Annotated in this window: 20 protein-coding genes and 1 tRNA gene; 9 read left to right on the forward strand and 12 right to left on the reverse strand. The window is 59.2% G+C overall.

The annotated features are described in order from the left end of the window. Positions 1 to 86 precede the first annotated feature (86 nt). The 3 genes from EKD03_RS14670 to EKD03_RS14680 form a co-directional block, all read right to left on the reverse strand. Entirely contained in the window at positions 87 to 1,358 is a 1,272-nt protein-coding gene (locus tag EKD03_RS14670; RefSeq protein WP_129632393.1) for a S1C family serine protease, read from the reverse strand. Positions 1,359 to 1,504: 146 nt separating this feature from the next. Then, positions 1,505 to 2,467: a phytoene/squalene synthase family protein gene (locus EKD03_RS14675; RefSeq protein WP_129632396.1), complete on the reverse strand. Its 963-nt coding sequence runs from the start codon at positions 2,465 to 2,467 to the stop codon at positions 1,505 to 1,507. Between the two features lie 34 nt (positions 2,468 to 2,501). Beyond that, complete coding sequence (locus EKD03_RS14680) at positions 2,502 to 3,446, reverse strand: MerR family transcriptional regulator (RefSeq protein ID WP_129632399.1); 945 nt, start codon at positions 3,444 to 3,446, stop codon at positions 2,502 to 2,504. A 184-nt stretch (positions 3,447 to 3,630) separates the two neighbouring features. Here EKD03_RS14680 and EKD03_RS14685 point away from each other — a divergent pair, with 184 nt between their 5' ends. From EKD03_RS14685 to EKD03_RS14710, 6 genes are all read left to right on the forward strand, one after another. Further along, complete coding sequence (locus EKD03_RS14685) at positions 3,631 to 4,647, forward strand: GDP-mannose 4,6-dehydratase (protein ID WP_238613538.1); 1,017 nt, start codon at positions 3,631 to 3,633, stop codon at positions 4,645 to 4,647. Positions 4,648 to 4,656: 9 nt separating this feature from the next. Then, positions 4,657 to 5,769 carry a nucleotidyltransferase family protein gene (locus EKD03_RS14690; RefSeq protein ID WP_129632402.1) on the forward strand — a complete coding sequence of 371 codons (1,113 nt, stop codon included), beginning with the start codon at positions 4,657 to 4,659 and terminating at the stop codon, positions 5,767 to 5,769. Between the two features lie 93 nt (positions 5,770 to 5,862). Beyond that, the gene (gene map / locus EKD03_RS14695) at positions 5,863 to 6,645 is read left to right on the forward strand and encodes a type I methionyl aminopeptidase (RefSeq protein WP_174842881.1); all 783 of its coding nucleotides are present in this window, start codon (positions 5,863 to 5,865) and stop codon (positions 6,643 to 6,645) included. 62 nt (positions 6,646 to 6,707) lie between these two features. Then, positions 6,708 to 6,986: a RecX family transcriptional regulator gene (locus tag EKD03_RS14700; RefSeq protein ID WP_129632408.1), complete on the forward strand. Its 279-nt coding sequence runs from the start codon at positions 6,708 to 6,710 to the stop codon at positions 6,984 to 6,986. Between the two features lie 3 nt (positions 6,987 to 6,989). Then, entirely contained in the window at positions 6,990 to 7,271 is a 282-nt protein-coding gene (locus EKD03_RS14705) for a YggT family protein (protein ID WP_129632411.1), read from the forward strand. A gap of 87 nt (positions 7,272 to 7,358) precedes the next feature. Beyond that, the gene (locus EKD03_RS14710) at positions 7,359 to 7,736 is read left to right on the forward strand and encodes a hypothetical protein (RefSeq protein ID WP_129632414.1); all 378 of its coding nucleotides are present in this window, start codon (positions 7,359 to 7,361) and stop codon (positions 7,734 to 7,736) included. A gap of 119 nt (positions 7,737 to 7,855) precedes the next feature. On the opposite strand, the gene EKD03_RS14715 is transcribed toward EKD03_RS14710, so the two are convergent. The 6 genes from EKD03_RS14715 to EKD03_RS14740 form a co-directional block, all read right to left on the reverse strand. Further along, positions 7,856 to 9,034, reverse strand: a complete 1,179-nt coding sequence (locus EKD03_RS14715) for a dihydrolipoamide acetyltransferase family protein (RefSeq protein ID WP_129632417.1) — start codon at positions 9,032 to 9,034, stop codon at positions 7,856 to 7,858. 103 nt (positions 9,035 to 9,137) lie between these two features. Beyond that, on the reverse strand, positions 9,138 to 10,124 hold the full coding sequence (locus tag EKD03_RS14720) for an ABC transporter ATP-binding protein (protein WP_129632420.1): 987 nt from the start codon (positions 10,122 to 10,124) through the stop codon (positions 9,138 to 9,140). 6 nt (positions 10,125 to 10,130) lie between these two features. Beyond that, the gene (locus EKD03_RS14725; protein WP_129632423.1) at positions 10,131 to 11,132 is read right to left on the reverse strand and encodes an ABC transporter ATP-binding protein; all 1,002 of its coding nucleotides are present in this window, start codon (positions 11,130 to 11,132) and stop codon (positions 10,131 to 10,133) included. Positions 11,133 to 11,144: 12 nt separating this feature from the next. Then, complete coding sequence (locus EKD03_RS14730) at positions 11,145 to 12,137, reverse strand: ABC transporter permease (protein WP_129632425.1); 993 nt, start codon at positions 12,135 to 12,137, stop codon at positions 11,145 to 11,147. Positions 12,138 to 12,146: 9 nt separating this feature from the next. After that, on the reverse strand, positions 12,147 to 13,340 hold the full coding sequence (locus EKD03_RS14735; protein WP_129632428.1) for an ABC transporter permease: 1,194 nt from the start codon (positions 13,338 to 13,340) through the stop codon (positions 12,147 to 12,149). Positions 13,341 to 13,563: 223 nt separating this feature from the next. Beyond that, positions 13,564 to 15,537 carry an ABC transporter substrate-binding protein gene (locus tag EKD03_RS14740; RefSeq protein WP_174842882.1) on the reverse strand — a complete coding sequence of 658 codons (1,974 nt, stop codon included), beginning with the start codon at positions 15,535 to 15,537 and terminating at the stop codon, positions 13,564 to 13,566. A gap of 465 nt (positions 15,538 to 16,002) precedes the next feature. Here EKD03_RS14740 and EKD03_RS14745 point away from each other — a divergent pair, with 465 nt between their 5' ends. The 3 genes from EKD03_RS14745 (at position 16,003) to EKD03_RS14755 (ending at position 20,399) form a co-directional block, all read left to right on the forward strand. Continuing rightward, complete coding sequence (locus EKD03_RS14745) at positions 16,003 to 17,331, forward strand: M20/M25/M40 family metallo-hydrolase (protein ID WP_238613539.1); 1,329 nt, start codon at positions 16,003 to 16,005, stop codon at positions 17,329 to 17,331. A gap of 213 nt (positions 17,332 to 17,544) precedes the next feature. After that, positions 17,545 to 19,698 carry a heterodisulfide reductase-related iron-sulfur binding cluster gene (locus EKD03_RS14750; RefSeq protein ID WP_129632431.1) on the forward strand — a complete coding sequence of 718 codons (2,154 nt, stop codon included), beginning with the start codon at positions 17,545 to 17,547 and terminating at the stop codon, positions 19,696 to 19,698. A 239-nt stretch (positions 19,699 to 19,937) separates the two neighbouring features. Further along, positions 19,938 to 20,399, forward strand: coding sequence for a response regulator (locus tag EKD03_RS14755; RefSeq protein WP_129632434.1), 462 nt, complete (start codon positions 19,938 to 19,940; stop codon positions 20,397 to 20,399). A gap of 10 nt (positions 20,400 to 20,409) precedes the next feature. On the opposite strand, the gene hpt is transcribed toward EKD03_RS14755, so the two are convergent. From hpt to EKD03_RS14770, 3 genes are all read right to left on the reverse strand, one after another. After that, positions 20,410 to 20,952, reverse strand: coding sequence for a hypoxanthine phosphoribosyltransferase (gene hpt / locus EKD03_RS14760; RefSeq protein ID WP_129632437.1), 543 nt, complete (start codon positions 20,950 to 20,952; stop codon positions 20,410 to 20,412). Between the two features lie 7 nt (positions 20,953 to 20,959). Then, entirely contained in the window at positions 20,960 to 22,378 is a 1,419-nt protein-coding gene (tilS, locus tag EKD03_RS14765; RefSeq protein WP_129632440.1) for a tRNA lysidine(34) synthetase TilS, read from the reverse strand. A gap of 61 nt (positions 22,379 to 22,439) precedes the next feature. After that, a tRNA-Met gene (locus tag EKD03_RS14770) sits at positions 22,440 to 22,514 on the reverse strand. Between the last annotated feature and the right edge of the window lie 141 nt (positions 22,515 to 22,655).

Consider the following 22,655-nt stretch of genomic DNA (forward strand, 5'->3'; position numbering starts at 1 on the left):
GCTTCCGAGAAGCGTGAAGCTTCCCGAAAGCTAACGACGAGCTTCCGAGAAGCATGAAGCTTCCCGGAAGCTCCATCAGCGACATCCTACGGGCGCGGATCAAGCACCAACTGGACATCCAGCAACTCGTTGTTGCGCAAAACACTCAGGGTGATCGTATCACCCACCTGGTAGTCGGCGTCCAGATAACCGACCAGATCATCATTACTGGCCACGGGTTTACCGCCAATCGCCAGAATAACATCGCCATCAACCGGGATCTGCGAACCATTGTAGCGTTCGAGGCGTTCACCTACCACAAGCCCAGCGCGCGATGCAGGGCTGTTGGGTTGTACGCTGGTGATGAGGACACCCTTGGTACTCTCGATCCCAAAGCGTTGGGCGATCAGAGCATCAAGCGCAAACATACTGATCCCCATCCATGGGTGATCATAGCGCCCCGTGCTGATCAGTGCCGGAACCACCTTAGCCAGCGTCGCCGAAGGCACCGCATAGCCGACACCTTCAAACGTACTACTCCCCAAACTTACCGCAATCGCGGTATTCACCCCGATCACCTCGCCATTGATGTTGAGCAAGGGGCCACCCGAATTGCCCGGATTGATCGCCGCATCGGTCTGGATGATATTGGGGATACTGAAGCGGCCAATCTCACGGCTCGGCCCACTAAGGCTGCGCCCCAGGCCACTAACCACACCCACCGTGAGCGTATTCTGCTCACCGAAGGGATTACCAATCGCCACCGCCGTCTGGCCGACCATAACACTACGCGAATCAGCGAGCACCAGCGGCGCGACACCGGGGGGCAATTCGGCCACCTTGATCACCGCTAGGTCGCTATCGGGGTCGGTACCGATGAGACGCGCCATGCTCGTACTACCATCATAGAAACGCACTTGGAGCGTATCGGCACCATCCACGACATGATTATTGGTGACAATATAGCCCTGATCATCATACAGAAAGCCGGAGCCTTGCGCACTCGGCCCATCCGGGAACATGCCCAGTGGCGGGTGGCCTTCGGGCAAATCGGCACTCGGCGCACTCACCACCTCAATACTCACCACCGCCGGGCTGGCACGCTGATAGATCGCGGTGAGCAACTGCTCCTGAGTACGCAACGCCGACCCCAGCGCCGGATCGAGGGGCAGCGGGGTCGGGATACTCGGCAGCGGTACATCGGTGGGTTGCGGACCACGCGGGGTCGCCGTCGCGAAGAGCGCAGGCGCGGAGGTAGCCTGCATCGCAGCCACCTCGGTCTGGATCGCAGCGATAGTTGGCTCCGTACCGTTCGCAGCGGGGGCCACGCTACAACCAACCAGGGCGAATATGGTGAGCAATACCAAGAAAGGGCGCATAGGGATACCTATCGCAAAGTGGATGACATCCATGTTCGTGCATGAGCGTTGGCTTCGACAAGCTCAGCCAATGCTCATGCACGAATAGCGTTGGCTGAGCTTGTCGAAGCCAACCACACCATCGCCACTTACCACTGGAAATACATCTAAAACTTCCGCACATCAAACCAGAGCCGTGGCAAGCGCGCCAGTTTCTCTTGGAAGGTCAGGTAGGCACGGCGACTATACGAGTCGTAGTTATTGGCCACCAGATTATCCAAAATCCCACGATAGACCTGTGCCGCTGCCGCCACTGAGAAACGGCTATCCTGAGGGAGCAGGCCAATCCCGGCCCAACTCTCGTCATACAACTGGTAGGTACGCTCAACTTGGAAGCGCATCATGGCCCGGAACCGATCATCATAGACTCGGTTGAGGATGTCATCGTAACTCAGGTCAAAGCGCTCCAGATCCTCCAAGGGCAAATAGACCCGCCCGCGCTTCACATCCTCGCCCACATCGCGCAGAATGTTGGTCATCTGCAAGGCCACACCGAGCTTAATCGCATAAGGTGCGGCCCCAGGGGCAGCCCCCGTCACCTGCATACTGATCAGGCCCACCACCGAGGCGACACGATAGCAATAGAGCCACAGATCGGCAAAACTGGTATAGCGATTGATTGTCAGATCCATCGCCATGCCCGCCAGCAACTCATCAACCCACGCCGATGAGAGATTGTAGGCAGTCCGGGTATCGTGCCAGGCCAACAACACCGGGTCATCGGCAATCATCTGGGGCGAACGCACCCGCTGCACCCACTCGGCCAGCGCCCGCACCGGGTCATCGGTGGCCGAATCGACCGTATCGTCGGTGACGCGGCAGAAGGCATAGAAGGCACGCACGGCGCGCCGTTTGGGGAGCGGCAAAAACTGGGTACTGAGAAAGAAGCTCTTAGAATGCTCGCGGATGACCTGATCGCAGTAGCGATACGCCTCGGCGATGCGCTGGGGGGGGTGGGGTGGACGCTCATCAGCCCCAACCAGCGGCGGCAGTTCGGTTAGGTGAAAGAGAAGGGCAAGTTGCTCTTCAGCGGGCAGTGGATGGACTATTGATGAGACCCCTGGTCGCATACCCTCTGCCTCCTGCTAAAGCGGTTACCTCATCTTACCTGCCACTCAGAATATCTGCCACTGCATCCACAACCTCTTGGGCATCACGCCCCAAGAAGGTACCCGGCATGCGATTCGTCAGTTGCGGATTCATATTAAAGGCGCGCCCCCCATAGCCAAAGGCCGGGGTGGGAGAAGCCATCGCCAGTACCGAGCGCCCAACTTCGAGCAACTGGATCGCGGTCTCGGTGGTCGAGGCAGCCATACAGACCAGATCGGGCTGGAGTTGGCGGATCGTCTCGATCAGATCGCGCATCGGAACTTCAGAACCGAGATAGACCACCTGCCAGCCGTGGCGCACCAGGAAGACCGCGATCATCAGGGCGCCCAAGTCGTGCTGCTCGCTCGGCGCACACCCGATCATCACCAACCCGCGCCCATCGGTAATGTTGTAGGTGTTAAATAGCCCCGACAACTTACGCCGGATGAACTGGGTCGCAAAATGTTCGGCGGTGACACTAATTTTACCACTATGCCACTGCTCACCGATCTCGATCATCATCGGCTGCACCAGCTTGAGGAAGACATCCTCCAGCGGGTAGATCGCAAACGCCTCACCCAGGATCTGTTCGGCCCGCGTGGCATCAAAGTCAATCAGCGCCGCATACAACCGGCTATTCAGGCGATCCCAGGTGTGCGGCTCGGTGTCTACCGCCGTATTCAACCAGCCCAGGCTCGACTCGGTGCCGTCGGTCATCAGTGCAATCGCTTGGCTGATCGTCAACCCCTCGGCGGTACGGTCACGCAGCCAGCGAATAGTGGCAATATCGCGCTCCGAATAGAGCCGGTGACCGCCTTCGGTGCGTTGTGGGCGTGGCACTCCGTAGCGACGCTCCCAGGCCCGAAAGGTATCGGCGGGAACCCCCGTCTCTTGAGCCACCGCCTTCGTATTATAACGCGGCTTGTCAGAGAATTGGGCCAAAAAATGCTGCTGTGCCATGCCGGTTACTTTCCCCACAAACTGCGGTCAGAGCCAATTGCTTAGGTTCCAGAGCGTGCTACAATGATACTCGCATTGTACCACGATGCACAAATTGTGTCAATGTAATGCACATACATCTTGCGCATTCTAATGCGCTAAACGCTGTTTCAGCCCTGAGCGGGGCGGGTTCATATGGTGCATCATGCACAGGATTGCACACCGTTCTGTCAGCGGGGACGACTCGGCACTCTCTCTTATGCGCGCACTGATTACCGGCATCAATGGGTTTGTTGGCGGCCACCTCGCCGAATATCTGCTCCAGATAGGCGGCTGGGAGGTTTGGGGGATCGACCGTTCATCCAGTTTGAATCTGGCCAGCCTGCACGGGCAGGTGCGGATTATCCAAGCGGATCTCTCCGATGCTGCGGCGACGGCCCAGGCGTTGCGCACAGTTCGCCCGGAGGTAATCTTCCACTTGGCCGGGCAGGCGGCGGTGCCCGAATCGTTCCGTGATCCAGCGGCGACTTTGGCGACCAATACGCTGGGGGCGCTGCATATCTTCTTGGCACTCATTGCCGAGCAGATCGCCGCCCGTGTGGTGGTGGTGGGCACCAGCGAGGAGTATGGCCAGATCCGCGCTGCGGATCTGCCCCTGCGCGAAGATGCGCCCCTGCGCCCCACCAGCCCCTATGGGGTGAGCAAGGTGGCTCAGAGTATGCTCGCACTGCAATACCACCTCAGCCACCAACTCGATCTGGTGCGGGTGCGCCCGTTTACCCATATTGGCCCGCGCCAGACTGACCGCTTCGTGACGGCGGCGTTTGCCCGTCAGATCGCCCGGATTGAGTTGGGGCACCAGGAGCCGATCATGCGGGTGGGGAATTTGAGTGCGGCGCGCGATTTTACCGATGTGCGCGATATTGTGCGTGGGTATGTCCTGCTGGCCCAGCACGGTCAGGCCGGCGAGGTCTATAATTTGGGCAGCGGGCGGGCGATCATGATCCGCGACATCCTCGATCAGTTCCGCGCCCAAAGCCAGATCCAGATCGCGGTTGAGACTGACCCCAACTTGATGCGCCCGGTTGATATTCCGCTGATTACCTGTGATGCGCGTAAACTGCATGCCGCCACTGGCTGGCAGCCGCACTATTCAATTGAAACGACGCTAACCGATATTCTCAATTCCTGGCGCGAACACGAACGCACCAATCACGCATAAGGGAGATCCATGAAAGCCGTTATCCTCGTCGGGGGCCTCGGTACACGCCTGCGCCCCCTCACATGTAACACGCCCAAACCGATGATCCCGCTGGTCAACCAGCCCTTCATCGAGTCGATGCTGCTGCGTCTGCGCGACCAGGGCATTGATGAGGTGGTGCTGGCGGTGCAATATCTGGCCGACCGTTTTATCGCCGCGCTCGGTGATGGATCGCGCCTGAATATGAAGCTGCATATCATCGAGGAGCCGGAGCCACGCGGTACCGCCGGTGCGGTCAAGAATGTGGAGCATCTGCTTGATGACACGACCTTTGTCTTTAATGGCGATGTGATGACCGACCTCGATCTTCAGGCGATGCTGGCTTACCACCGCGAGAAGCAGAGTAAGGTGACGATCTCGCTCACCCCGGTGGATGATCCGACGCAGTTTGGGCTGGTGGAGATGGGGCGGGACAACCGGGTCAGCCGCTTCCTGGAGAAGCCGCGTGCCGAGGATATTACGACCAACATGATCAATGCTGGTACCTACATTATCGAGCCAGAAGTGCTGCGCTACGTGCCCCCGGCGCAGTTCTATATGTTCGAGCGTGGCCTCTTCCCGGTCATCCTCCAGACCGGCGACCCCATGTTTGGCTTTCCCTCCCGCGCCTACTGGACCGACATCGGGAAGCCGCAGACCTACCTCGATGTGCATCACGACATCCTGATCGGTAAGGTACGCTACACCTTCCAAGGCCAACAGATCGCAGATCGGGTCTGGCTCGAAGGCGACGCCGACATTCACCCCTCGGCGCAGGTGGTGGGGCCACTGGTGATCGGGCATGGCGTGAGCATCGGGCGCGGGGCGCGCATCATCGGCCCCTCGGTGATCGGCCCCAACTGTACGATTGGCCCTGAGGTCTCCCTCGAAGGGGTGGTACTCTGGGAGGGCAACCAGATCGCCGAGGGCGCGGTGCTGCGCAACTGTGTCTTGGGCCGCAACAACCAGATCGGCCCGAAGACCCAGATCAGCGACGGGGCGATCATTAGTGACGAGTGCAGCCTCGGCGGCGAGAATCGCCTCGAACGCGGCATTCGGATTTGGCCCGGTACCCAATTGGGGGAACAGGCGATTTCGTTTTAAGGTATTCCGTAGGGGCAAAGCATTGCCCCCTAGGTGGTCGGGGCATACCATCATCGTTGGTGGGCAATGCTTCGCCCCTACAAGAAGATCTCTATGCCCATCACACTCAAAACAGCCAAGCAGATCGCCCTCTTACGTGAAGCTGGTCAACTGGTACGTGCCACCTTCGATCTGCTGCGCGACCATGTTCGCCCCGGCGTGAGCACCGCCGAACTGGACGCTATCGCCGAGGAGTTTATTCGCAGCCACGGGGCCGATCCGGTCTACAAGGGCTATGTTCCCGCCGGGCGGCGCGGGCCGTCCAAGATTCCACCCTTTCCGGGCACCATCTGCGCCTCGGTCAATGATGTCATTTGCCACGGCATCCCCAGCAAGAAGGAGCGCCTGCGCCAAGGCGATGTGATCGGGGTGGATATTGGTCTGCGCCTGAATGGCTGGATCGGCGATGCCTGCGAGACCTACCCGGTGGGCGATGTGGATGATGCGAACCATCATCTGATCGAGGTCACCAAGCAGTGTCTGGCACTGGGGATCGAACAGGCCCACGCTGGCAACACCCTACGCAAGATCGGCGCGGTGATCCAGCAGCATGCCGAGGCGAATGGCTTTTCGGTGGTACGCGAGTATACCGGCCACGGGCTGGGCCGTAACTTGCACGAAGATCCCTCGGTGCTCCACTATGATGATCCGCGCAACACCCAGAAGATCATGGTGGGGATGGTCTTCACGATTGAGCCAATGGTGAATGCTGGGATTGCCACGACCAAGCTTGATCGCGATGGCTGGACAGTGCGCACCGGCGATGGGCGGCGCTCGGTGCAGTTTGAGCATACCCTGGCGATTACCGAGGATGGGCCGATCATTTTGACCGCGTAAAGAGATTGGGACATTGCGTAGGGGCGCGTCGCGACGCGCCCTACATCAAACAGGAACCCCCCATGAGCGAAGAACTACCACCCGAATTTGATCTGGTAGATGCGTTACTGGCTGGTGATCACGAGGGTGCCCGCGAGATTGCTCGCGCCCTCCACCAGCGCGGTTTGGACTACGCCACGATCAACGAAGCCTTGCAGGAATATCCGCATCTGGAAGAGGCACTCTGGGCGGTGCTGAGCGAGGTTGTGCCGCTCTCACGGCGGGCAGCCAAACGCCGCGCCATCCGTGCCGCCGAAGAGCGCGATTGGGGCGAGTGGCAGGCGGGGAAGAAGAAGCTCTAAACGATGTACCGACACCCATTCTTGTTTTTACTGGGGGCCATCGAGGGGTTGTTACTCGCCCGTTTGGTGGCGCGGCTCTTGGCGGCCCGCCCCGATAGCCCCGCCTTTAACCTGCTCTTCAACCTCACCACACCACTGGTTGCGCCACTGGAGCTGCTCGATCAGTATCAACCACGCTTCGGGGCGGTACTGGAGCTTTCGACGCTGGTGGTGGGGGTGGGGGTTGCGTTACTCGCGGGGCTGGTGAAGGTGATCGCGAACAGTAGGTACCGTCAGGCATCCTAGAAATGCGCCCCCCTCTCCTGTGAGCGCAGCCCACGGGAGAGGGGTTGGGGGTGAGGGCCGATCATCCCCAATACAGTGGAGACTCGCATGATCCAACTCCTCCCCAACGGCCTCACCGAAATCATCTGGGTTCTGCTGGCCCTGATGGGGATCGCGCTCCTGATCGCGATCATCGGTCTGGTGCTCATCTTCCGCAAGATCCGTGATCTGGATGTGCCGGAGGATGCCGACTTCTTCACCACCATGCACTACATCCCGGTCATGCTGGTCATCTTGCTCGATCTGCTCGACTTTGGCCTCGATATTTTGGCCGCGCCGGTCAGTTGGATTGTGCTGGATCGCATGGGGCTGCGCGGCTTACGCAACAAAGCTGCTATCGAAGCGCTCATCCCGCTCACTCAGCCCATCCCGGTCTTTACGCTGGGGTGGATGGCGGCGCGGCTCTTGAAGCTGGGGGATGAGTAGGGGCGAAGCATCGCCCGCCAACCTCGTTCGGGTTCCCCTGCTTCATGGCAGGCGATGCTTCGCCCCTACGCGATGATCGGGGAACCCAGCCATGATGGGGGTTCCTTTGCGCCTTGGCGTCACACATCAGTATACCCCTCCAAAAAGCGCTTCACCGCCATCAGGAAGGCATCGCCCTGCGCACCATCCAGCACGCGGTGGTCGAAGGTGAGCGCGAGGTAGCACATGGGCCTGATGGCCAGCGCATCCTGGCCATCCTGGCTCACCACCAGCGGGCGCTTGGTGATCGCGCCGATGCCCAAAATACCCGCCTGGGGCTGGGCGATGATCGGGGTGGCCAAGAGGCTGCCGGTGCTGCCGTGGTTGGTGATCGTGAAGGTGCCACCCTGGGTCTCGGCGGGTGCAAGCCGCCGGGTGCGGGCACGTTCGCTCAGATCGTTGATCGCCCGCGCTAGACCGAATAGATTCTTCTCCTCGGCGTGGCGCACGACTGGTACCAGTAGCCCATCGTCGAGTGCCACCGCCATGCCCAGGTGCATGTGGGGGTAGTGGAAGATGCCCTCTGGAGTAAAGCGGGCGTTGAGTTGGCGCACCGTGCGCAACCCCACCACCGCCGCTTGGAAGAAGTAGGCTGTGTAGGTCAGGCGCACCCCTTGGGCGGCGAAGGCAGCCTGGTTGGCGTTGCGATGCTGCACCACCCGGCTCAGATCCACCTCGAAGATCGTCGTGGCCTGTGGGGCGCTCCGTACCGAGTGCTCCATGTGCGCGGCAATCGCCTGCCGCATCGGGCTGAGCGGGACGAGATCGCCCGTTTCGCGCTGCGCCGTCGGTGCCACCACCTGCACAGGGATGCTGGGCAATGATGGAGCCGGAACAGGTAGCACCTGGTCGCGCTGCTCCAAAAAGGCCAGCACATCACGCTTGGTGATCCGCCCGCCCTGGCCGGTACCCACCAACTGGGCCGCATCAAGCTGGTGTACCTCTAGCATCCGCGCCACCACTGGCGAGAGAAAGCGCCGCTCCGGGGCACTGGGCGGGGTGGGCGTGACGCGCTCGGCATCGCCATCCCCAATGTGGGCCAGTACCGTACCGACCAACACCGTTTGGCCAACCGGAACCAGAATGTCGAGCAGGCGGCCAGAGATTGGTGCGGGTACCTCGGTGTCCACCTTGTCGGTGACAACATCCAACAGTGGCTCGTACTTCTGCACCAGATCGCCCGGTTGCTTATACCAACGCGCCACCGTACCTTGGGTGACACTCTCACCGAGTTGGGGCATTTTGATCTCTGTGTTCATCGCCACCTCTGATGTGTGTGGAGGGGGGAGGGAGACGCAAGATTTTGCGAGACGCAAGATTTTGCGAGACGCAAGATTTTGCGAGACGCAAGATTTTGCGTCTCTAAAACTCGCCCGCAAAATGGCATGCCGCCCAATGCCCTTTGCGCTTCTCGGCAAATTCTGGGTCTTGCTCGCTACAGATCGGGCGCGCGATCCAGCAGCGCGGGTGGAAGCGGCAACCTGTGGGTGGGTTGATCGGGCTGGGGACATCGCCCTGCAAGACGATCCGCTCGCGCCGGGCGGTCGGGTCGGGGTTGGGGATGGCCGAGATGAGTGCCTTGGTGTAGGGGTGGAGTGGCTCGCGGAAGAGATCTTCACGGCTGGCCAGTTCGACCATCTTGCCCAAGTACATCACGCCCACGCGGTCGGAGATGTGCTCAACCACACTTAGGTTGTGGGCAATGAAGAGGTAGGTTAGCCCAAATTCGCGTTGCAGGTTGCGCAGCAGATTGAGCACCTGGGATTGGATCGAGACATCGAGCGCACTCACTGGCTCGTCACAGACGATCAGCTTGGGTTCCATAATCAGAGCGCGGGCGATGCCGATGCGCTGGCGCTGGCCGCCGGAGAACTCGTGAGGGAAGCGGTTGGTCTGGCTGGAGTGTAGTCCGACCTTCGCCAACACCTCGCGCACACGCTCCTGGCGCTCCTTGGGCGTGCCGATACCATGGATCACCAAGCCCTCGGCGACACTCTCGCCCACGGTGATGCGCGGATCAAGTGAGGCATACGGGTCTTGAAAGACGATCTGCATATCGCGGCGTAGCGACTTCATCTGGCGACTACTCGCCTTGAGGACATCCTTGCCCTCAAAGAGCACCTCGCCCGATGTAGCCTGCTCCAAACGCAGAATCGTGCGCCCGGTGGTGGTTTTGCCACAGCCACTCTCGCCCACCAAGCCCAGCGTCTCCCCTTTGCGCACATGAAAATTCACCCCATCAACCGCCTTAACCGTAGCCACCGTATGGCGTAGGAGGCCACCCTTGATCGGGAAATATTTCTTCAGGTTATTGACTTCCAGCAGATGCTCACCATTCGCTACAGCCATACTGCATCACCTCTTCTCGACATAGAGCCAGCAACGTACCCGCCGCCCATCGGCAAACTCCAGCATAGCTGGATCGTTCTCACACGCCGCAAAACGGTGGCTACAGCGTGAAGCAAAGCGGCAGCCGGTAGGCGGATTGATCAGACTGGGCACAGTACCCGGAATGACCTCCAACTCATCGCGCACCTGCCCCAGCATGGGCATCGAATTAAGCAAGCCCTGGGTGTAGGGATGTTTAGGGTCGGCAAAGAGCGCACGCACACTGGCATATTCCACAATCTGCCCCGCATACATCACGGCGACACTATCGGCCATTTCGGCCACCACACCCATGTCGTGGGTAATCAGGATGATCGAGGTATTGATCTTCTCGCGCAGCGCACGCATCAGATCGAGGATCTGGGCCTGGATGGTGACATCGAGCGCCGTCGTTGGCTCGTCGGCGATCAGCAACTCCGGGTTGCAGGCAAGCGCCATGGCAATCATGACGCGCTGGCACTGGCCACCAGAGAGTTCGTGGGGATACTGTCGCATGCGTCGGTTGGGATCGGGCAAGCCAACCATCGAGAGCAGTTCGCGGCAACGCCCATTGGCCTCTTCGCCCTTCAGCCCCTGGTGGATCTCCAACGTCTCGATGATCTGATCACCAACCCGAAAGACCGGATTGAGCGCGGTAGTGGGTTGCTGGAAGATCATAGAGATGCGGTTGCCACGAATATGACGCATCTCCTCGTCATTCAGCGTCAGCAGATCCACCCCATCAAAAAAGACCGTCCCCGCCACCACGCGCCCCGGTCGGCTCACCAGGCGCAGGATCGAGAGCGAGGTGACACTCTTACCGGAACCACTCTCACCCACAATACCGAGCGTCTCGCCCCGATGCAACACAAGATCAATCCCATCAACCGCCTGAACCACCCCCTCCTCGGTAAAGAAGTGGGTCTTGAGACCCGTGACGCGCAGAATCTCCTGGGTTGGTTCGGCTGAACGGTGCGGTGCGGTCGTCACAAAGGCTCTCCTTTAAGCACGCTGGTGCGGATCGAGTGCATCACGCAGGCCATCGCCAATATAGTTGACCGCCATCGAACAGAGCAGGATAGGCAGAGTTGGGATGAGTGGCATCCAGGGGTGTTGGAACATAAAACTCTGGGCAAAGTTGACCATATTGCCCCAGGTGGGGGTCGGATCTTGGATGCCAAAACCCAGCACACTGATCGCCGATTCGGCCACCAGGAAGGAATTCACATTCAGGGTGAAATCAACGATCATCGGTGGCAGTGCATTGGGAAAGACATGGCGCGCCATAATACGAGCATTAGAAGCGCCCAGGGCACGCGAGGATTCGATATAGACATTCTCGCGGACTGAAAGCACCATCCCGCGCATCAGGCGGCATGTGCTGGTCCAACCGAGCAGCGCCAGCACCACAATGATCATAAAGATGATACGTGACTCACGTTCGGTGACAGCAAACGACCATGCCATAAACGCATTGAGAAAGCCAGGAATAGGGATGGCATTGATATTCTGCACCGCCACGGCGGAGAGAATGAGCAGGATGGGTAGGGTGGGGAAACTAGCAACCACCTCTAGGGTGCGGCTGATCGCAATATCAACCCAACCACCGAAGTAGCCTGCCAACATGCCCAGTACGATTCCAATGGTTGAAGCGATGACCGTTGAAAAGATCGCCGTACCAAGCGAGGTTCGCGAGGCATACAGCAAGCGGGTGAAATAATCCCGTCCGAGATGGTCGGTACCAAGCAGATGGAAGTCGCCATCACGATCCACACTCAACGGCGGCAAGGTGGTAGCGAAGATACGTGGAGCATCACGGGGGTAGGGGGCGATGAACGGGGCCAAGATTGCCAACAGTAAGAAGAAGCCGAGCACCCCAATCGAGATCATCGCGATCTTATGCTTGCGAAAGCGGCGCAGCACAATCGCCATTTGGCTCTCAGAGGGGCGCTTATCGGCCTCATCATTGGGAAGTGCCGTGGTGGTGGTTGCCATACACCCCTCCTACGAGATCCTGATACGCGGATCAACGATGGTATAGAGAATATCGGTGATCAGGATGCCCAAGAGGAGCAAGATCACATTGACAAACAGAATCGCCATAGCCACATTGTAGTCATTGCGTCCGAGCGCATCAATAAAGAGGCGTCCGATACCAGGCCAGTTGAAGACCGCTTCGGTGATCAGCGCACCGCCGAAGATGGTCGCCAACACCCCGGCCAGCAGCGTCACAAAGGGAATGAGCGAGTTACGCAGGGCATGTTTGAGAATAACCACCTGCTCACGCACCCCTTTGGCACGGGCGGTACGGACATAATCTTGTTGCAGCACCTCTAACATACTGCCACGCACAAAGCGGCTCCAACCGGCCAGATTGATGATGGTGAGCACCCCACACGGCATCAACACGCGCAAGAAGCGGTCGAGGAACGAACCCGCCTCGACCATTCCAATCAGGGGGATGGTGTAGTCACGCACGCCAACCGCATCACCGGGCGGCAAATAGGGTAAGCCAGCGCGTTGTGGCAGTACCGAGAAGAGCAGAATGAAGAAGATACCAAAGACAAAACTAGGCACTGAAGTCCCAATAAAGGCTATCGTAGTAGCAATATAGTCAAAACGCGAATACTGTTTGACGGCTGAATAGACCCCTAACGGCACCCCTAACAGAATAGCCAGCACAATCGAGCCACCCATGAGGTACAGGGTATAGGGCAAGCGCGACCAGATCAGATCGGTGACGGGACGGCCACGCAACATCACCTGACTATCACCAAAATCGCCAAAGACCACCCCACGGCTCACCTTACGCCCTTCGAGATCGGCCAACGTGACCGTCTTTTCACAACCCTCTTCAACAATTTCAACCCGTCCATCGGGGTAGCGCAGGCGCACTTGGCCGGGAGTAGCACAGCCAACCACCCAATCCGCACCCACTGAGCCGAAGATCGGCCCCTTGGGCCAACCAACTAGCCAACGGCTAAAGCGAACGGGCATCGCGAGATCAAGTTCAAAGCGCTGCATCACGCGCTGAATATCTGATTCGCGGATACGATTGGCACCACTATTCTGGCGCTCAGCGAGCAACACATCAATCGGGCCACCCGGTTGCACATAGAGCAAACCATACGAGAGCATGGCAGCAACAATCGTCACAAGGATCATTTGGAAGAGGCGTCGGATCAGAAAGGTTGTCATCGCAGTCGTGCCTTTAGCATCCCGTAGGGGCGCAGCCGCGCCCACATCCAGTGGAGGTTTGGGGGTGACTTGCCCATTGACACTACGTTTAGGGCTACCGCCCTAAAACCCATGGTTGGGGCTGCGCCCCAGAGCCTCTTTTTCTCGTATGTTGGCGGCTTCGCCGCCAACATACGAGAAAACAGCGTTCTTCGGGGGCGGCAAGCCGCCCACAAAGATCATCCTACTTGACGAAGAGGTTCATATCAACGTGCTCCCAGGTCGGGCTGGCAATCGTAAAGCCCTGCACCTCACCGGCCTCAGCGGCCTTAAGCACCGTCTCAACCTCAGCACCGGCCCCTAAGGTCTCGGTGCCCAACACGTCCACCTCACCGGTCAGCAACTGCGCCACGGCCTGCTGGGTGTCGGCGATGAACTTGATCACGATCTTCTTCACCTTCGGCTCACCACCGTAGTAGTTGGGGTTGGCGACAAAGGTCATGCTCTGACCCTTCTCCCAGCTCTCCAACACGTAGGGTCCGATGCTGAGCGGATCTTCGGTGATCTCCAACACGCTCTCCCACTCACTGGCAGGCACATCAGCCAGCGTGCGGCCATCGGCCAGAACCTGGTGCGAAGGATACGCGCCCAGAGCATAGATCATGTACTCTGGCCACTGCACACCCGGCAGGTAGGTGATGGTGTACGCGGAGTCGCTGGTGAACTCCACATCCTGACGCGACTCACAGACGCTCAGACTGACCGAACCCGACTCAGGATCGCAGTCAATCTTCTGCGCCAACTCGAAGTCGGCCGCCTTGAGTGGCTCACCATCTTCCCACTTGATGTCATCCTTGTAGGTGAAGGTGACCGCCAACTGCTTCATCGTGACCGTACCACTCTCGTAGGTGACGGTCTCGCCCGCAGCGTTGACGATCTCGACACCGGGGGCCAACTCGGCCGCTTCGCCAGCGGTGGTCCAAACCATATCACCAGCGGTGACTTCGACCTCATTGTTGACCGCGCCACCATTCTCCAGCGTCGGCAACTCGGTCAGCGCCTTGGGCTGGTAGTCGTAGCTATAGCTGGTGAAGGCCCAACCCTGCCCACCGTTATTGCCCGTCAGGTAGCCAGCCACACGCTGCACCGCCGAGCTCTCAATGACGGTCCACATCGAGGCAGGCTCCTGGGTCAGACCGATAACGACCGTATCGCCATCGCTGACTTCCCACTCCTCGACATTCCCGGTCTGATACTCGGTCGGATCGGGCTTGAAGTTGCTCAGACGGTTGGTAGCAGCAGCAGCCTCACTGCGGTTAAACAGGGGCAAGCTCACCATATCCTTGGTGAATTCCTGCTGGAAGATGCCATACTGCTTGACACGTTCCTCGGTATCGAGGGTATTGTTGGCGGCAACAATCGCAGTACTTGCGGTCTGGTTGCACCAACCCATGTAGTTCTGGCCTTCCCAGTTGTTGCTGGGCAGAGGAATCTGGTTACAGGCATAGAGCGTATTGCCCTTGGGATCAGTCTCACCGACCCAGGCATACGCACCCAACTCAAAGTCGCGGCGGGCCAAGCCTGTGCTACTGCCGAACCACCACGAGCCAGGGGCATAGGTGGGGATAATCTGGATGCCACAGGCGGACATCTGCTGAATGAAGACCGCCGACCACGTCTGGCGGAACTGGGCGTTGGTGGTGGTGAAGCTCAGCGAGAGTGGTTCGCCATCAGCGTTCTCACGCACCGAGGCACCCTCTGGCAACGTCCAACCAGCCTCATCGAGCAACGCTGCACCCTTAGTAACATCGAAGGGGTAGGTCGTGATGCCCTCAGTCGCAGCGGCCCAATGGCCTTGGGGAAGGTTGGTATCCATAACCAATGCCAACTGCTCTTCCTCGCTCAACCAAGGATAGACCGAGGAGATCAGTTCGGGGCGGTTAGTGCAGTAGGCCATTGCCTGACGCACCTTGGGATCACTCAGGATGGGGTGGGGGGTGCTAAAGGCTTCGCCAGCTACACCTGCACCGGGATCTGCATTGGGATCAGTGGTTGCCTCAACTACCACAGTCTGGATTTCGGGGGCCGTCGTCTGCACGACAACCACCGTCTCTTTGATCGGAGCGGCTGCCGGGGCACCGCCACACGCCGCCAGCACCGGGGTGAGTAACCCCAGCGTCATCAACTTTGCAATCGAGCGTTTGGAGAACATAGTCATCGTTGTTCGATCCTCCTTGACACAAACACAGATTCCGTCAACGTACCGCATGGAACACCGGCACCATGAGGAAGGCCGATGGGTGGAGAGGTATACCCGACGATCACCTTCATTCCCAACGTATGTGGGAATGGAGGGTACTAGATTGCTGCGATGTAATCACGTAGGGTATAGATGAAAAAGTATACGGTGGAATAGTAGCGGTGTCAAATTTTCTAGGCAACAAAGTATGGACATTTATGGCATTACAGAGGCGTAACACCGAGGTTGATCTCCATACAATGATGGCGCTTGATGAGCGCAATATAAGCGATTTAATGCAGTAACGCGGTGAGGTCGCTTGTCGTTCCAAGCACAGCATTGCAATTTAACAGATTGGTAGAGATGGCACGAGAGATGCTATAATGCTCTAAAGACTCTCAACGGCGAACCGCTGTTACCAACACTGTTGCCAGGAGCATCACTGTGTCTGCTCCATCCCTGCCCATGACTGCAAAACTGGCCCAGTGCCTAAGCGCTCTCTGTGCGCAACCCACCGGTACTGGTCAGCTTGACGACCTCCGGGCAGGCGCGGAGATGGTGGCTGTCCAGTTACGTAGCATTGGGATGCACGTGCGTATGCTGAGCCATGAGGGTGCCCCGCTGGTGGTTGGCTACCGCCCCGGACGTAGCCCTCGCACCCTCTTGCTCTACCACCACTACGATACCGCCCCGCCCGGCCCCTGGCGCGATTGGTCGCACGAGCCGTTTCAACTCGCCGAACGGAGCGGGTACCTCTTTGGACGTGGGGTGGTCGCTGGTAAAGGGCCACTGGCCGCCCACATTCAAGCCCTGCACACGCTCATTCAAGAGGATGGCGATCTACCATGTGGGGTACGCATCGTCGTCGAGGGCCACGGCATCAGCGGGAGTTCACACCTCACAGAACTCCTCAACACCCACCGCGATCTCTTCCAGGCTGATGCGTGTCTGGCCAGTCAGGGTGAACGTGATTCCCATGGCGCTCCGCTCTGTTATAGCGGGGCCAAGGGCTGGCTTCAGGTGCGCTTGCACGTCCAGGGTGGTCCCTACCCATTGCACGCCGGGATGGCCTCTATTCTGCGCAATCCGCTCTGGCGGCTCACATGGGCGCTTGGCTCGATCAAGGGTGATGATGAGGATATTCGTATCGAGGGCTTCTATGATAGCGTCGAAGGCCCTTCGCGAGCCGAAAACGCGCTGCTGCGCCTCATCCGCATTGATGAGGCGGGCCGTCTGCAAGCGTGGCAGAGTAAGGAGTTTCTCTTTGGGATGAGTGGTGCGGCACTGGTACGCGCCGAAACGACTCTGCCAACCTGCAACCTGAGCGCGATCTGTTGCGAGCCACATACCGATCTGGCCTTCATTCCCGCAACCGCCTCGGCAATTATTGATTTTCAGTTGGTGCCCAACCAACGCCCAGAGGTGGTCTTCGATCTCCTCTGTCGGTACCTAAACGAACGTGGCTTCAACGATGTTCTCGTCGAACGAATGCCCGGTGGCTATCCGCCGGCTCACCAACCCCCCGATACCCCCTTCGTCCAACAAGTAGCCGACGCCGGCGCGGCACTCTATGGCAGCCCACTCCATACCGTCCCGACTGGCCCGCTCACCATCCCACTCCACATCTTCGCCGAACACCTCGCGATCCCCATCGCCTCGGTAGGTATGAACCGCCCCGATAGTGCCATCTATGGCCCCGATGAGCATGCGCCGCTGGAGGATCTGACTCGCCACGCCGCGCTGTTGAGTGAGTTGATGCTGCGGTTTGCCTAACCTGGCCTTGTGGGGGCTTCGCCTAGCATCCCGGTTTTGACGCAAAGTTTTCAACAAAATCTTTGCGTCTCTGCGCCTTTGCGTCAATGCGAGGATTCTGTTTACCCCAAGTGTGAACAGGTACCTAACCTGATTGGTTTGACGGGCTGTGTCACGGATGCTATGATGCCGCCCTATCAGCCGTTGGTGTAGAAAGGGGCAGGGTTGCCGCGTATGGATCAAGAGCAGGTTGTTCTCTTCCGCCAGATCTACTGGAATATTGATCACACAATTGGCCCAGCCTTCCTCTACGGGATCATCCTGATTACTTCCATTGTGATGACGTGGGGCATCTTGCGCGATATTGCCCGTTGGCGCAAGGGCCGCCCTGAGGCACGCATCGGCCAGATCCCCACCCGTGCGTTGGAGTTCTTCGCCCAACTCTTCGGCCAGAAGAAGGTGCTGCGCGACCGTCGCCCCGGTATGATGCACGCGCTGATCTTTTTCGGTTTCCTCACGCTCTTCATCGGTACCGATGTAATTGCGGTGGAAGAGGATTTTACCATTCCGCTGATGGGTGAGGATGCCGGACGCATTCTGGTGGGCGGCTTCTACCAGAGTTTTGAACTGATCCTCGATACGCTCGGCCTCGCGTTTGTGGCCGGGTTGATCTGGGCCACCTGGCGCCGCTATCGCACCCGCCCCGACCGCCTCGATAATCGGCGTACCGATGGCTGGGTGTTGGGGGTGTTGCTCTTCCTCGGTATGGGTGGCTTTTTGGTCGAGGGGCTGCGCATTGCCAACCAGCAGTTCAATGGCCTGTGGGTCTATGAGCAGAGTTGGGCGCGACTCTCCTATGTTGGGTTTACCCTAGCAACAATCTTCCGCGCTATTGGTTTGGGTGAAGGGAGTGCAGTGGGCCTGGGGATTCATCAGGTACTCTGGTACACCCACGCCACCGCCACCTTTGCCTTCATCGCCACCTTGCCCTTCAGCAAGTTCCGCCACATCTTCTACACCCCACTCAATACCTTCTTCCGCGACACCAGCCCCAAGGGGGCGCTCGATGTGATCCCCGATCTGGAGGCCGAGATCGAGAAGGACGAGCCGCGTTTGGGTGTGGCCACGCTGGGCGATCTGACCTGGAAGCGGCGCATGGATTTCGATGCCTGTATGCGCTGTGGTCGCTGTCAGAGTGTCTGCCCCGCCCACGCCAGTGGTGCGCCACTCTCGCCCAAGTACATCATCTCCAAACTGGCCGATCTTCAACGCAGTGAGCCGATCCACTTTAGGGATGGTACGGTCAAGTTGCTGGCCGATCTTGAACCCGCCGAAGATTCGAAGCTGGATATTGAGACCCTGCCGCTCTATGGCAACCTCTTCAGCGAGCACGAACTGTGGGCCTGTACCACCTGTTACGCCTGTGTCCACGAGTGTCCGGCGATGATCGAGCATGTGGACGATATTGTGGATATGCGCCGCAATCTGACCATGATCGCCAGCGATGTACCCCAGGGCGTCAAGCGCGTCCTCGAAGGCATCGAGCGCCAGGGCAACCCGTGGCGCTTGCCCGCCCGTGAGCGCACCGCCTGGGCCGATGGCCTCGATGTGCCGGTGATGGCCGAGAAGGAAGAGGCCGAGGTGCTCTACTGGGTTGGCTGTGCCCCCAGTTATGACGAGCGCTCCAAGCGGGTGGCGCGCGCCATGGTGCAACTGCTCCAGGCCGCCGGGGTGGACTTCGCCATCCTGGGTGAAGAAGAGACCTGTAACGGCGACCCGGCGCGGCGTATGGGCGAGGAGATGCTCTTCCAGGCTCAGGCCCAGCAGAATATCGAGACCATGAAGCAGTACACGTTTAAGCAACTTGTGACGACGTGCCCGCACTGCTACAACACCTTCAAGAATGAGTACCCGCAACTGGGCGGAGGGGCCGGAGTGGATTACGAGGTGATCCACCACACCGAGATGCTGGCCGGGCTGATCAAGGCGGGCAAACTCAAGCCGGTGCGCGAGCTTGATGCGAAGGTGGTCTACCACGATCCCTGCTACATCGGGCGCTATAACGATGTCTACGCGGCCCCCCGCAGCGCCCTGCGTGCCATCCCCGGCATTACGCTGCTCGAAGCGCCGGAGCGCAACCGCGAACGCGCCATGTGTTGTGGCGGCGGCGGCGGTAATGTCTGGTTGGAGGGCGAGGGCGAGCGTGACATCAACGCCATCCGCCTCGATCAACTCACCACCGATGAGCCAGATACGTTAGCGCTGGCGTGCCCCTTCTGTATGGTGATGTTTGAGGACGCAGCCAAGAATAGTGGCCGCGATGAGACCCTCAAACGCCGCGATATTGCCGAACTCTTGCTGGATGCGATAACGCCAGCACAGAGCTGAGTGGCAGAGGAGGCTTCGCCGCCTCCGAAGAACTTTTTTTCGCTCATTTTGGCGGCTTCGCCGCCAAAATGAGCGAAAAAAGCAGGTCTGGGGCGCTGCCCCAACAGTGGGTTTGAGGGCGGCAGCCCTAAACTTCATGCCTATGCGGTGCAGCCGTTTACGCCGGAAAAGTTGCTCATTGGTAATACGATGTTGTATAGTACGAGGAATGACACATATAACCATCAAGATCACGATCTATGAATGAAGCGCCCGTAGACAGATCCGGCCCACGTAGCGACCATGACCTCTGGGCCGACCAACCGCCTAACCTTGGAGCCAGCATGATCGGCCCACACCACATCACTATTTTGTTGGTGGATGACGAGCCTAGTGTACGCAACCTTCTGGTGCGTATCCTCCGCCGCGAAGGCTACCAGATCGTTGATGCCGCTGATGGACTCGAAGCCCTTGACCTCTTCGCTACTTCCTCAGATCACCCCATCCACTTGTTGATCACCGATCTTGACATGCCGCGCCTCGGTGGCATTGAACTCGCCCGTCATCTACGGGACACCAATCGGGTGCAACGGGTCATTTTTATGACCGGCGATACAAATCGGATCGGCCCCCACACGCCCGAACATCATGCGCTGTTGCAGAAGCCGTTTCATCCCCACGTCCTGACCCAAATGGTCAATCAGGTGTTAGCCCAGCAGTAGTATCCCGCACCTACTCGCTATACACCTCCGGCTTGAGAACGCCAATATAGGGCAGATTGCGGTAGCGCTCGGCATAATCTAGCCCATAACCCACCACAAACTCATTGGGTATGTCAAAGCCCAAATACTCCACCGGCACATCGGCGGTGCGGCGCTCTGGCTTGTTGAGCAGGGTACAGATGCGCAGGCTAGCCGGGTTGCGGCGTAAGAGTTGGCTGCGCAGGTAGGCGAGAGTCAGGCCACTATCAATAATATCCTCAACGATCAGTACGTGGCGACCAGCAATGTCGGTCTCTAGATCCTTGAGCATCCGCACCACCCCACTCGACTGGGTGCTTTCGCCATAACTGGCCACCGCAATAAAGTCGAAGGTGAGCGGCAGATCGATCGTCCGCACCAGATCCATCATGAACATGGAGCAGCCCTTTAGCACCCCGACCAACAACAGATCACTACGCGCACCATAATCGGACGTGATCTGGGCACCCAAAACCTGCACCCGTTCCTGAATCTGCTTCTCATCAATCAGCACCTTGGCAATATCCGCCTGCATGATCACGCTACTCCTCTTGTACACATCCAATCCAGATATGATCCGTATCCGTTGTCACCTGAGCCGCAGTGCGCAGGCCAACAACCCATAGAATCTCCTCACCACGCACCAAAAGTGGCCACGCATCACGCAGATGTTGGGCGATCTTGCGATCCACAAAGAAATCTTGCAAGCGCCGACTGCCCACACCCCCAGCAGGACGGAAGCGGTCGCCGGGGCGACGGCCACGTAAGGCCAGCCCCGCCGCCAGCCGGGTGGGCAGCGCCAACCACCACTGGCTCGATGTCGCTGGTGGGGTGGTGCGTAGCTCACAGGCCCAGCCCGCGCCGAGATCATAACGCCCCGGCAGGCTCAGATCGAGCCATGGCACAAGCAATTGCGGCACTGTGGCGGCAGGGCAAGATCGCCCAACAACCCAGATTCGCGCTCGTGTTGGGGCATAGCTCAGACGCAGCCCCTGGGCCAGATCGAGTTGGGGCGGAGCGCCAGCATCAAGGCAGGCGCGCGCCGCTTCGACTTGGGCGAAGCTCAGTTCTGCGACCCCCAAGCCACTCGCGGCCCGCCGCAACGCATAGCGCCGCAACGCCGGGTGCAACTCGCGCCACACCGTCAGATCGATCTCGATCTGGGTCGGGGCGACCGCAACCAAGCGCGGCCAGATCTGATCGAGCATGGTTTGAATATAGGCATAATCCTCCGCACAGATCTGGGCCGTCCGGCTGAGGGCGGCCACAATCTGGGGATTGTCGCGGGACAGAACGGGCATGATCTGGTGGCGCACGCGGCTACGCGCATAGTGAGGGGAACGGTTACTCGGATCATCCGCCGGTTCGAGGTGCTGCGCGGCGCAATAGGCCACAATCTCGGCGCGAGTAGTGGTGAGCAACGGGCGGATCAGATCAGCCCCCAGCGCCGCTGTAGCCCCGATCTGCCACGCATGCCACGCCACATGATCGCGCATCCCGCGTAGCCCCGCCGGGCCAGCCCCACGCAATGCGTGAAGCAACACCGTCTCAGCCTGGTCATCGGCGGTGTGCGCCACCGCCAAGGCGTGAACCTGCTGCTGCTGCGCGATCTCGCTGAGGAAGGCGTAGCGCGCCTGGCGGGAGGCGGCCATCTTCCCGCGCCGCAAGCGCCGCGCCAGATCGGGGCCATCCACCTGCCCCAGGGTGATGGAGAGACCCCACGCGGCACACAACCGCGCCACGGCCTCCGCCTCCGCCGCCGATTGCGCGCCACGAAACCCATGATCAAGATGCGCAACATGCAATGCGGGGCCACCTTGGGCGTGCAGCCGGAGTAACACATGCAGCAGGCAGAGCGAATCGGGGCCGCCCGAAACTGCGACCAACACCCGACAATGAGGATCAAAGAGCCGCTGGGACTGCAAGAAGGTGTGTACCCGGTTGAGCAGCAGATCGTCCATACAACAAAAAAGAGTGTTGAGTGTTGAGCCTTGTATTACTCAACACCCAACACCCATAGACTGGTGCCGAAGGCGGGATTCGAACCCGCGACCTAACGATTATGAGCCGTTTGCTCTACCACTGAGCTACCTCGGCGAACGAGCTATATACTACCATGGCGGGGCCGGATGCGTCAAATTTTATCAGCAACGTAACTATTCACACTTGGGGTAAAGGAAGCTTCTGATTGACGCAAAGGCGCGAAGACGCAAAGGGTTGTTGCAGGCTTTGCGCCTT

This window comes from Candidatus Oscillochloris fontis, from assembly GCF_004138135.1.
Classification (GTDB): Bacteria; Chloroflexota; Chloroflexia; order Chloroflexales; family Chloroflexaceae; genus Oscillochloris; species Oscillochloris fontis.